General features: G+C 43.2%; 4 protein-coding genes. 1 reads left to right on the top strand and 3 read right to left on the bottom strand.

Annotated elements, in window-relative coordinates:
• The coding region (gene priA, locus ACKPQ4_RS09450; RefSeq protein ID WP_407680935.1) for a replication restart helicase PriA at nucleotides 1-1,239 on the top strand (1,239 nt) is incomplete at its 5' end.
• A gap of 18 nt (nucleotides 1,240-1,257) precedes the next feature.
• Here the strand turns inward: priA and ACKPQ4_RS09445 are convergent.
• The 3 genes from ACKPQ4_RS09445 to ACKPQ4_RS09435 are packed head-to-tail and all read right to left on the bottom strand — an operon-like array spanning nucleotide 1,258 to nucleotide 12,941.
• Nucleotides 1,258-3,195 carry a hypothetical protein gene (locus ACKPQ4_RS09445; RefSeq protein ID WP_407680934.1) on the bottom strand — a complete coding sequence of 646 codons (1,938 nt, stop codon included), beginning with the start codon at nucleotides 3,193-3,195 and terminating at the stop codon, nucleotides 1,258-1,260.
• 24 nt (nucleotides 3,196-3,219) lie between these two features.
• Nucleotides 3,220-3,603, bottom strand: coding sequence for a rhodanese-like domain-containing protein (locus ACKPQ4_RS09440; protein WP_407680933.1), 384 nt, complete (start codon nucleotides 3,601-3,603; stop codon nucleotides 3,220-3,222).
• 56 nt (nucleotides 3,604-3,659) lie between these two features.
• Nucleotides 3,660-12,941 (bottom strand): LamG-like jellyroll fold domain-containing protein, encoded by a 9,282-nt coding sequence (locus ACKPQ4_RS09435; protein ID WP_407680932.1) that lies wholly within the window; start codon nucleotides 12,939-12,941, stop codon nucleotides 3,660-3,662.
• Nucleotides 12,942-13,084: the final 143 nt, after the last annotated feature.

The following is a 13,084-nucleotide window of genomic DNA, read 5'->3' as shown; positions in this document are numbered from 1 at the left end:
GAACACGAAGCCGCATACAAGCAGGAGGATGCACCCCGTTACCAAGGTCGCGATGTTGCCGTATACCGAGCCTATTTAAACGATGCCATCTGTTTGCTAGGCTCGGCCACTCCATCCTTAGAGACTGCCCGGAATGTGAAGAGTGGTAAATATGCAAGGTCAGTGCTTAGTAAACGAATAGATGGTAGGGAACTCCCCCTGGTTCATTTAATTGATATGCGCCGGGAAGCCCTCAAGCAAAAAAATCCGCCAATTCTCTCTCAACCTTTAGTCGAAGCTTTGCGGCAAAGATATGAAAATCGGGAGCAAAGTATTTTATTTCTTAACCGGCGCGGATTTAATACCACTTTGTTTTGCACGGAATGCGGCGAAGTGGAGCAGTGTAGGGATTGCAGCATTGCTATGACTTATCACCGAACTGATCATTACTTACACTGCCATTTGTGTGGATACCGTAAGCCTGCTCCCAGAGTCTGTGGTAATTGTAAATCTGTTGATATTTGTAAAAAAGGACACGGAACACAAAGGATTGAAGATGTGGTCGAATCGATCATGCCCAGACGGGCCCGTGTCGTACGGGTTGATGCTGATGTGATGACCAAAAAAAATCTTTTTCGGGAAATTCTTCGAGATTTTCGTAAAGGTAAGATCGATGTGATGGTAGGTACACAAATGATTGCCAAGGGACTGGATTTCCCGCGGGTTACTTTGGTGGGGGTAATCGATGCCGACCTTCCCTTGCGTATGGAAGATTTTCGGGCATCTGAACGTGCCTTTCAAATCTTGGTACAAGTTGCAGGACGAGCGGGTAGGGGAGACCGAGCGGGAGAAGTTTATGTTCAGACCTATGCCCCGCATGAAAGTTGTATTCAATTTGCGAGGCGGGCAGAACTGGATGCTTTTTTGGACGAGGAACTGGCGATGCGCAAAGAATTGATGTATCCCCCTTTTAGGCATCTGGTAAGGCATGTCTTTCGGGGGCGAAGCGAAGAGAAAACCAAGTTTTATGCGGAACAATGGAGGAAGGAATTGGACCGTGCTCAATTAAACGGTGTGGAGATTAAAGGTCCGGCAGCAACCCCACTTGCGAAAATGAAGGGTTATTATCGTTATCACTTGTTTTATCTAAGCACATCGGTTCCACATTGCTTATCTCAAATTCGGATTATTAGGCAGCAGTTTCCAATTGATAAGGAAATTATTGATACCCTGGATGTTGATGCCCATCAAGTATCCTGAGTTGCAAGTAATATCGGCTTAATCTTGCGAGATTGATCTGAGTGGAAGTGTACTCTTTATCCCGTTAGGATGTTTACGAATAAGTAGAGCTCCCGATCCTGCAGGTATTAACAAATCATTAATCGGAGCTTCTCCACGGCCCAGACTGTTCCAACCACCAGGATGAACAACAACAGTTGGTGGACTTGTGTAGAATAAACCGCCGTAAGTTAAAGAAATGGAAGTTATCTTGCCACCCTCGACAATCCCGACTGCCCGGGCACCCTGTCCACCTCCGCCCAGAATAGACAGAGAAACATTAGCGTCGTAGCCTTCTCCGGGATTTCCTGTAGTCCATTTGGCAAAACCATTTTCCTCAAAGTCCGAATCGACCAAACAATTGTTAAGTTCAAAAGTGTCTGTGCTTACATTAATAATTTCCCACCTTCCATTAATCGAAGAGCTAATCAACATACCCTCTCCAGTATCCACCTCATCGCCCAATGAATTTATTTGAATTTTTTCATCGTTGGTAAGTCTGCCTGTTGCACCGGTTATTTTAATCCAAAAACCAGGTTCCAAACCGTGGTTTTGGGCAGTAATTAAAGGACTCCCACTTGGTGGATTCGTGACAGACTGAATAGTTCCTGAATCCATGGAAAAGTCTCTCATAGTCAAACTACCACCGATTCCACTGCCCGCTTTGGCTGAAATTACGGCCGGTTTTGAAATAGTAAGATTGGTTCCGTCATGCCAATAAGTCGACCATCCTGAAGAGTTGAGGATTTGAATGTTATCAGCTAGATCCTGTTCCCTATGAGCAAGCCAACGAGTTGAGTTTTCTTCCGCAGAAGAATTATCATCGGTAATCGTCTCGTTACCAATAATGTCGGATAGTTTTATGGATGTGGGGAATGGGTTGCTTACCAGTTTTGTACGATTAAATTCTGTGAGATACCAAGTTGTTGGGATTACAGGAGAAATTCCATTGAATGTGAGGACTTTATCGGCCTCGGATCGTCGAGCGATAATTACCGATTCGTCAGGAGATATTTTGTAATGAGAAGTTGAATCATTTGGGGAATTAACAAGTTTCCATTCAGTACCATTGTGGAAGTGGGCTACATAGTCGCTATTGTCTCCAATTTGATTTGCAGAAGATTTAAGGAGGTAGATCCAGTCAGCTCGTGATGCATTGGCATCACTTTGGAGCTGTATTTCAGTGAAACCAAATAAGGAACCGAGGGTCCATGCTGGTAAAACCTCTACCAAGGTATCTTTTAAGAGTATTGAACCGAGTGGTAGGTTTAAGGAATTATTCAATTCCAAGACATGGTCCGAATTGGAATTAATAAGGAAAGAGTGGCCTGAGTAATTAGATTCCGTATCAATAATTTTCAAATAATGCGGGCCTCCTTCGATGTAGACCGCCGGGGGTTGATCATAGCCAACACCTTTTTCCAAAATAGAAAAACCAGTAATAACGCTGAGGGATGAATTCCACTCCGCTTCGACGGTCGCAGCTCGATAAACGGTTGCAGAATTTTTTGGATTAGATGGAGGAGTTAAGGAAACTCCAGGTCTGTCTCGGTATCCATTTCCAGAAAATAAAAGATTTAAATTTGATACGGAACCATTCTCATCGAGTGTGGTCGATGCACGTCCCTGGACACTCCCAAGGACGCCATTAGAGAAAGGACCTTTACGGTTTGCAGGATTATCTAGTTCAGGGGTACGATAAAAGGAGACATTATTATCGGATACAAACCCTTCGATTGGACCACGGAAAATACAAGATCCGTGAATTCCGGGAGCAACGACTGTAAAACTTGGGGCTTCCGGACTGCCACCGGATAGATTAATTGTTACCACCCCCATGGGTTCGCTAAGGTTGGATGCAAATACTTGGCTTCTGGTGCAAAGCACAAGCATCCCCAAAAATGCTTGGAGAATAAAACCTTTAACTGGTGAACCCATGGGATTGGAAACTTGTGGTAATTACTACTTTTTGGCCACCTTGTTACCGCTTTTTTTCCAACCTGAAATTCCAGCAGATAAGTGACGAACATTGTTGTAACCAAGTTCGGCGGCTGCCTTTGCCCCACGAAGGTAGGCTCGGCATGAAGGGCCGCCACAGTAAGCAACAATAAGGGTATTTTTATTGCTGGGTAATAATTGCTTAAGAGCTTGTTTTTGTGATGAAAAATTGATGGCTCCAGGGATGTGCCCGTTTTGGAATGACCTTTGGCCATTTACATCAATGATAGCGACCTTTTTGGCAAGAATGGCTTTTTGCAAATCTTCTATGCTTATGTCTCCAAATTCTTGGCCTTGTAAAGAAACAGCTGCCCAGATGAGAAGGAATGGAATAAGTATTTTTTTCATTTTCGTTTTGTAGGTTTTGTAGGTTTAATATTTGAAAATATTTTTTGGATTTTTGATTAAGGTCTGTTCACGCCAATCTTTAATCGTAGGAAAGGTTGTGTATTTCCACGGGGTGATTCCTCTGCAAAATAGATAACCCGTTCCATACCACCACCAATTGGGATAACTTTTGAGTTTTCAGAGGTTAAAGAAACAGTCCGCCAAGATCGAAGATCAAAGGTTTCTTCGATTATGTATTGGAATGTTTCGCCAGTGGATGAGAAAGAGTTGGTGAACCGTGTAAAAGAGATTCCGGGTTTTCCGTTTTCTGGGTTGAGCAAATGTGGAGCATTTTGGGAATCGAATCCTAGAGAATCCATACCTGTGGCTCGTTCAAAAAGATTACTGTATCCATCCCCGTCTGAATCAAAATTATCCAAATCAAATTCATATGCAGCCTGTTCAGTTGTGACGGACGAGTGGTTAGTTAGTCTGTTGTTAATGAATCTTTCTTTTAATTGGGGGTACCTTGTATCATTTCTACGATTTTCTAACCAAGCTTCCTTAGTTGGTTTGACCACTTCCACAGTGCGGATTCGAGGAAGTGCAGCCGCAAAGTTTTCATCTTCGGGGACATTAAAATTTAAGGTTACTACACCTGTTCGGTGAGCAATTATTTTATTTTGACCATAAATTTCGACAATGCTGGAGTCTGAACTAGTGAGAGAAAGTCTATTTCCATTACTGGCATAAACTCCAGGAATAAACTTCGTCCTGCTATTAGCCAAAACAGGTGCCAAAGAGCCTTCATTCTTCAAGTCTGTAAATAAGATGCTTGGGCGTGTCCGGTTGGATACAATAATTTCCAAAGTTTGGGTGATAGCAGCATCTACAAAAGCATTACCACTTTGATAAGCGGAAATCACGATGGTTCCGGCACTTCCGTCAAGAGTGACTACACCATGAGCATCCATTGTGGCTGGACCAGACTCCACTTTTAAGACAACCGGTAGTTTGTAGACTAAATGATTTTGGCCACTCGACTCTGCTATAGCCACAACTTGGAAAGGCGGATCTTCGCGAACTTTTATAGGAACTTGGGAGAAAATAATTGCTTGTGTGTCTTTTTGGAATGAAGGGTCAGAGAAATCAAAAATTTCCAAAGTAACACTCTGTGGCGGGGCAGCAAAAAAGCGAATATTACCAGGCTGGTAGGCGGTAATATTTATTTTCCCAGGGCGCAATATCTTCGCTTGGTTATCAGCAATCGCCAAAATAGTTGGATCACTGCTTGCAAAGATTACAGGCAGACCGGATGAGGCAATAGCGTTAAGGGTGAAGTCAGGATCGTTTGCTGACTTAACAGGTAGTTCTAAAGCACCATCATTATCAAGGTCGCTTGTTCCCAACCAAGTTATCAATTGATTTCCCCCAAAAGCAGGAACAGAGGTGGAGAAGGGATGCAATTCGGGTAGCCTGCTCTCTAATTGCCATTTGTGGGCTAGGTAGCCTTCAACCCGTTGTCGATTAACAAAGTTCAGGTTTTCTGAAAATACTAATAGTTCGGCAATTTCTCCGGTAAAAGACTGACCGATTGCATCAAGTGGTTTAGGAGATAGTGAACTATTTCCGGAGCCCATGAGCGTCCCGTTTATCCATAGGTTTTGGGTATTCGCCATGGTTCCAAAAATACATATTGTCCATGAGTTAGCTGGTTGTACAGAAGCTATGGACGGATTGCCGAAGTTGTAATCGAGGGAGAAAAATCCATTGCTATTGGTGCTAATCAAATCACCTCCAAATAATTTGCTTTCGCCTACTGAAGTTTGTTTTGCAACAAGGAATAAAATCGCGGGTTCCGATATGGATTCTTGCAGGCTTAATGATTGATTGAAGGAGTTGTTAAAAGAAACGACCGTCTTACCTTGAAGGGATTGAGCAGAATTTGGAGCAATCCAGCTTGGCATCTTACTCGAGTTTGCTTCAACCGGACTGTTGTTATTACCCGATCGATCCGCCCAAAGACTGATTTTGCCAGAAGCAAGGAAGTCGTCTGGCTGATCTTCACGACCATCGTTGTTTATATCGTTTGCATCCAACCAGAGAGCAAGTCCAGGGATGGAATCTGCAAATAGGTTGCCGAACCTTATATTAAATGACTGGGTAACTGGTTCGGCGGCAAAGAAACGATCATCTCCACCTTGAGTTGCCGTAACTACTAATTCACCGGCATTGCGCACTGTAACATGATTATCTTTGATACTTGCTAGAGAAAGGTCGGATAGCGAAAACTGAACAGGTAGGCCCGAGCTTGCTTCTGCAGAGAGAACGAAAGGGAAATCTCCAACAGATCGATCTATCAATTCAGCAAATGTTATATTTTGGTCCGATTTAATGACATTGAGGTAATTATATTCCGGTAGTGCTTTTTCATATTGAATGTTTCCATTTTGTCTGGCTGTTATGCGGGTGGTGCCAGCCCCCAAAATTTCAACGGTTTGATAATCTCCACCCCCCTGGTTATAAATTTTGGTGATGTCATTTTGAGAGAGTGATTTATTGTAAATTCGTAAATCATCGATCAGACCGGCAAAAGATGAGGTTTCATCTCCGGCGAAAAAGGTGCTAAAGCGGAAGTCCAATGGGTGGCTGTTATTCGCCTCTTTTACTTCCACTTGATCAACCACGACCTCCCCATTTGCATAAATTTTTAGGTTGCCCGTTTCCGGGTTGTGAGAAATTGCCAGGTGAGTCCAATTGGAATCATTGAGTACGCTTTGGTTGGCATCGTATATGATGGGCGTATTGTTTCCATCGGTGTAGAAAGCCAAGGCTATCGAACCGTTACCATCCTCTTTATAAAGACGGAAATGATTCATGGTGGGAACCCCCGTTTTTGTGAGAATATTCATTTCCGGGCTATCGGAACTTGTAGAATTAGTATCCGGCTTTACCCAAACTGAAAATGTGTAGTCCTGTTCGATTCGGATAGGTCCAAAATTTACCCTACCTGAATTTCCGTTTAATTGTAAGGCACCTGAAAATTTACCGTCTTTCCAGGCGTTGTTCTCACCAACGGTTACCAAGTCGAGAAGAGTTCCGGAATTTCGTCCCGTTTGATCATAAGCCTCGGCATACTTCGATTCATCAAATTTCCAATGAGATTGGAGAAACTCTCTTTGTGTCACCAAAATTTTTGCGACTTTCTCGTTTTCCACCTCATAGTAAAGGGGAAGTCCAGTCGTTTCATTATTGTCCAAATCAATCGAGCTTCCACTGAGGGTGATGGGTTGGGATAAGGCTGGAATATCATTGAGGTCCTGGTCAAAGATAATGCCCTGTTTTTGTTTGTTACTCACCGTGAGGGTACCATCAACATAGGTGAAGAAATATTTGTCAGATAGACCGCCCGATCCCTGAATTGGGTATTCTCCCACCGGGGTAGGAGAGGGAATAGAACCATCTGTTACACTAAGAGTTAAGCTAATGTTTCGGTCAAATTCAGACTCGTTATCCTCGCCCACTAAACCGATCAAGTCGTAGCCTAGTTCGGGGTTTTGTTCGTCTGGCTTTCTAAAATGATTGTGAATTTGCACAACCAATTCTTTCTTAGCGATGAGGAATTCATCCAATACCTTGGGGGCTGCCTGATAGGTTGCATTGCCATCTCCAGGCTGGGAACCTTCCAGTTTTACGACCCCAGTCTTTAGGATATTCAAAGTGGTTGGCATTTGAGTTGAAGTAAGTTCGGCAAATTCTTCTCCTTCCACAATCCTTATATTCACCGGTAAGCCAGAGGTACTTGTCCAATTTAGATCGATGGGAGGATCACCATACTTTACTGAACTTAATTCCTCAAAGATAATACTTTGCGTTCCCGGGTTTACGAAAAGGGTCATGTTTTCTTCATCACTTCCAGAAGAATTTGAAGCCACAAGGGTGACATTAAAATCGAGACCTGATTGTAAAGGTGTTCCAAAAATCAATCCCGATTTTGCATCGATGGATAATCCGGAGGGCAACCCGGTTGCGTTAAAATCAGTTGGTCCTTTGAGTGTTTCAATCTGATAGGAGAATTCTTCTCCGTAAGTTGCAACTAATGCAGAGTCGATAAAATTAAAGGCATTCTCCCTTTCCTTAGGATTAAGGGGATGTGCGTATATTCTAAAATCGTCAATCAAACCATCAAATGCCAAATTAGTTGAGTCTTCACCCAAGTAGATCGTCGGATCTCCAGTAAGGTTGCCTTTTGCATTTACGGAAGCAACTGCTTCTTCGTTGTTAATGTAGAGCCGGAATTTATTACCATCCCACCAAAGAACTATATGTAACCATGTTCCCAGTGGTAAAAGAGTTGGCTCGGTAGAACGCCATCTTGACCCCACATAAGCATTCGCACTTATGTATCCATCTTCAATCGATATATTAAAGCGACCCGATGAAACTACATTGGCGTCACTGTCTTCAGTCTTCATCCAAAAGCTAAGAGAGAAAGAGTTTCTCAAGTTCGGTTTATCATTGGATTCGTCGAGGTTAGTTTTGATTTTTAAATCATCAAGGAAGCGAATCGCCTGACCTTTTCTGCCTGCAGCGGAATTATTGAGAAATAAATCGAATTCCGTATCGTTACCGTCGACAAAACCATGATTTTCAAAGCCCGAATAATCTTTAATTTCTATGCCGTCCAGCGAGTCGAATTTCCAGTGCGCTACAGCATCCTTAGGTAATAAAATAACTGGAACATTGTCAAAAACCGGAGGAGAATCCTCAAATCGATGGGTGCCAAAATCTCCCTCGCCGCTACCATAAAGCGTTTCAATCTCTTGGTTGGTTAATGTGCGTTGATAAACACGAAAATCATCCAAGCTTGGCGAAAATCGGCTTCCACCTCGAAGTGCATTTCCAATTGTGCGTATGTCAAGCGCTCCCCCATTATAGGTGGTTTCTTTAAACTTTTCGTTGCCATCGATAAAAAGTGAATAGCTGTTTTGATCTGATTTCAGAGCGAAATGATGCCATTGCGGTTGTTCTTCTGTACCCGATAGCGAGGTTGCATAAAAATCTGAGTCTGACACCCCGGAAAGAATGAATTGTTCATTTCCGGCAAGAAAAGCAGGAAAGTTGGAACCCGAAGACCAGGTAAGTACATATTCATCACCGACAGGATTGTGAATCGGATATTTAAACCAGGTTGAGACTGTCCAATTAGGCTGGGAGAAGAAAAGTGAGTTGTAATCAAGATCAATTTTAGCGTTTTGAGGGTCAATGGTGTCAAAACCAATACCCGAAGTAAATTTACCTTCAGTATTCAAATCTGCATCTATTACCATACCGTGCCTTAGAGTCTCGGAATAATCCTCAACTATGGATCCGCCAGTTTCATTAAAAGGATAGTAAAGGACCAATCCTTGACTAACCGCAAAACCAGACTCTGCCAAATCATCAAGTAATCCCCATTTATGAGCTAAATACCCTTCAACCATTTCTCGTTCAAAAGGTTCTAGCAGTCGGTCGAAAACGAGAATTTCTCCAATGGACCCCGTCAGCATGCCTAAATCGGTTCTAGGGTCGAGGCCAAGCGTGATTTGCTGAAGCGACTCATTTTCCCCACGAAATACATTCAGCCAATTGTATGAACTTGCCTCCAATGTCCAAGGGTTTTGGCCATCATCACCTCCGATAACCACGCCATCTCCATAAGCACTTGCAAAGATATTGAGTGGGCCGCTTAAATTGCTGAGAATGCCGACTTTCATGGATTGACCGGAGGAAAATTTAACCGAGGGAAGCGAGCCAAAACCGTTTTGTTCATAGCTAGGCATTTGGTTGACAATGGTTTGAATCGCATCTTTGGCACTCATTGATTTATCAACCCAGATGGGAATGTTTGCTTGGTCTGACAATGAGTCTCTTTGACTATCTGCATCAATATCTGTCGCATCTAACCAAAGAATCAAGCCGTCCATGCTGTGCTTGGTAAATTGGGTGTCGATCGTTTTGAAGGTCATAATTTGTTGAGCCCAGGTTTCACCGGCAATGTTTTTGGCATAGGCTCGGAAATAGTAGAGCTTATTTTCCTCGAGGTTTGCGGAAATGGTTTTCTCAAAATTCCCAATATCGGCAGCCTGACTGAGGACTAACTTATAGTCCCATGATGAATTGTCATCTGGATTTGCCGAAGTAGAGTTGGTTTCGATAGGTTCATCACCCCAGAAGATAATCACTTCGGCAGGATCTCCTCCCTCTGAACGAGAATTTGCTTGGTCAAGCTGTATACCAAATGGATCAAGTTGAGCATAGGGGTGAGTGTCTGGAAGTACATCATCCTGAAGGCTCCATTTGTGAGCCAAGTAACCTTCCAAGGTTGCCCGTTGCAAGGGATTTAATTCTCCGGAGAAAATTAGAATTTCTGCGACTTCACTAGCTGAGTTTTCATTCCCTTTGCCTCCAATTTGTAGTTGTCCAGGTCCAAAGTTCTGGTTGTCGGATTCTCGGGATTCCAACACTTTTAAAATACCGTCCTGCCAGAAAGAAGCTCTGGGGTCTCCGGAATTGTCACTAATAGTTCCCACATGAAGGTGCCAGTCATTATCGATAGGATCGCCAAACGCATAGATGTTGCCACCTGCTCGCCAAAGGCCAATGCCATCCTGATGAAACCCAAAATAGAAATCGTTACTCCTGGAAGTGATTACCTGTTTGTTATTGCCCCCTGTAAATCGGGCCAGGGTAATCATGGTGTAACCAGTTTGATGAAGAATTGAATTGAAGTTGTAGCCAGTCCACATTTGGTCATCCTCCCCGTCAAAACTCACGGCTGGTTTTCCATTGAGTGCAAAGGATAGGAGCCGTGGACTACCGTTTACATTATTGAAGCTACGATCTTGATTCGGGCGGGCCGATTGATCCTGCCACCTGCTGAGGGTTTGTCCATTCTGTCCACTAATTTGTTCGGCATCAAACCATGCCTGAATACCGGGGACTGTGTCATACTTAAAAGTCTCACCCAGAGAAATTTCTTCTTCAATGACTTCCCCACCGATCGATGCCAGGTTGGCCCTCAGAATGACCGACTGTGGTCTTGCCTCCATTGCAGGCAGAGTATTAATTCGCGGCTTTTCAACTACTCGGTATTCGACCAATCCGGTTTGATTGGCATCTCCTACAAATACTTGAGAGATTTCATTTGCAGATAAACCTCGGTCGTAGACTCTTACATCATCAAAGGATCCCAGGAATGCACCAAAATGATCCAACCCAAAACTTCCTGAGGGTAACCCAATAGATGGTACATCCTGGTGTATGGGGACAAAACCATCTCCCGATGAAATTTCCGGTTGGTCAACGAGTTTGCCATCAAGGTAAAGCTTCAATGCTTTTGTAGTTTCTCCATAACTTACAGCCAAGTGATGCCAGTTTTTTTCAATCTGATTAACCTTTTTCAGCCCGCTGTAGCCAGGCGGTGACGCTTCAAGGTAGCTATGATTCTGGGGTAGTTTATTGGTGAGATTCCATTTGTGTGCCAAGTAGCCCTCGATTTTTTCTATATTTTCATTGCCTAAATCGTTATTGAAAATAAGAACCTCAGAAATTCTTCCAGTCCATAAACCAGCCCCATCACCAGTCCCGCCAATCGTTACTGGATTAGTAGAAGAGGATTTAAGGGCACCTGTTAGGTTGCTTTGGAGCGACTGACTGCCATTGACTTTCATGAGTAAGTTATGACTCATGGAACTTAAATTTTCAGATGAATAACGAATGGTGATCAAACTTGGACCACCGCTAAATCCGTCATGTGTCCAAATGGCATCGGAGCCCGTGCGCAGGTAAGAATTTCCTCCCGTTGCAGTATTAATAGCAGGACCCCATATTTTGTGGCCATTTTTATCTGCCCTGTGGATCGTTAATGCCCAAGAAAAATCGTAGCTGTTATTATTCATCCAACCCGTTCGAGTTCCCTTACCAATGGGATAACAAAAATGATCAAATGCAGTTTGGTAAAGAGTCGCAAAAATTACGATATCATCCCAACCTTCAAAAGTAGTCTCACTATTTTCCAGAAAAAAGGAATCATTGGTTATGTCTATGCAACTGTTATCGTTAAACCCATTATTCAACCATTTAGGAGACCCAGTAAGAATCTTTGCGTTATGACCGGATTGACTTTTATCCCTCCAAAACCCAACGGTTTGACCACTGGCTGGCGGGCCTTCTGCCCCCGGACTTGTACCTTGGTCCATACTTTCAATATCGGCAGAATCGAGCCATAATTTTAAGTTCCATTCTGGTTCTTGCAGAGGGGAGAAAGGGAGCTTTAAACTCTCGTTTGTCATTTGCAAAAGTGCAGTGGAATTAACCTCAGTCCGAGTACCGTTTACAATAACCTGTGCCCGGATGGTCCCTTCGTCATTAACAACAAGGAAACCATTGTTCGAATCACCCTCATCGTAGATTACTTGTTGCCGGTAACCTATGATTGGTCGGTCGCTAATATCATCCTCATAAATTTTTAGCATTTGCTCTTGGCTAAGGGCAGTATTGTAAAAGCGTAGTTCGTCTATTTTACCCAGAAAATAATCCTGTTCAACGGGGTCTGAGCCACCAATATTCCAGTACAAGTAATCAGATAAATCGGCAACAATACCGCCGGGTAGTTCGGATGTTAACACGGATTGGCCATTGATAAAAAGTTCTATGGATGAATTTTGTTCATTCACCGAGACTCCGACCTGTGACCAAGCCGATTGAGTAACCTTTTGATCAGACTCGACTAAGACTACATTATCCATGTTTTTATACTGGAAAAAGACGGTGCCGTCCTTATTTAGGCCAAACTGAACCGGGCCTCTTCTTGCCAAAGTGGAACGAGTTTGGGTGCCGAATAAATTATATTGATCGGAGGCTGATGGATGTATGGTGGTTAAGGATGGAGGACCTGAGTTGCTAGTTGGCGTAGAGAACCGTAATTCGATTGAGGGAACTTCCGAGGTTACAGCATGGTAGACGGCCAGGCTGTAATTTCCTTCCGCAAGTTCAATAGAATCGATGATTTGGTTACTTTGATTCTCACCGAGGTAAACCAGGACTCTTTCTTCTGATTCAAAGTATCCATTCTGGTTTTTATCAAGCCAAAGTGCTGATTGCTCACTAATATTTGCTAACTCCCATTGGTAAGCACCCGATTCTTTGGCCTGAAAAACTCCAGTAAAGAGAGTCAGTGAATTATTATAATTATTTTGTTCAGTAAGCTGAAGTTCATAAAAATCAGCACCTTCCGTAAATTTGAGCTTCCGGTTGAAATCAAATTCCAACTGATCGAGCATATTCCACTTGTTGGCCAGGTAATATTCAATGTTCAACCGTTCTGTGTTGGATAGTTCGGAATTAAACAATAAAAAGGCAGATACTTCACCTTTACTGGTTTCACTGTTGTTGCCTAACTCATTCCTCCACCCACCAAACCTGATTTTTCCGGGGTGTGACGAACTGTTAGATGCTCCTG

The sequence above is a fragment of the Candidatus Chordibacter forsetii genome (assembly GCF_964187505.1).
Taxonomy (GTDB): Bacteria; Verrucomicrobiota; Verrucomicrobiia; order Opitutales; family Seribacteraceae; genus Chordibacter; species Chordibacter forsetii.
Note: the sequence above shows the minus strand (reverse complement) of the source record. Positions and strands in the feature narration are given on the sequence as shown.

Excerpts from the sequence above, each read along its gene's own strand:
- ACKPQ4_RS09445 (WP_407680934.1), bottom strand. The coding sequence starts at position 3,195 with ATGGGTTCACCAGTTAAAGGTTTTATTCTCCAAGCATTTTTGGGGATG.
- ACKPQ4_RS09440 (WP_407680933.1), bottom strand. The coding sequence starts at position 3,603 with ATGAAAAAAATACTTATTCCATTCCTTCTCATCTGGGCAGCTGTTTCT.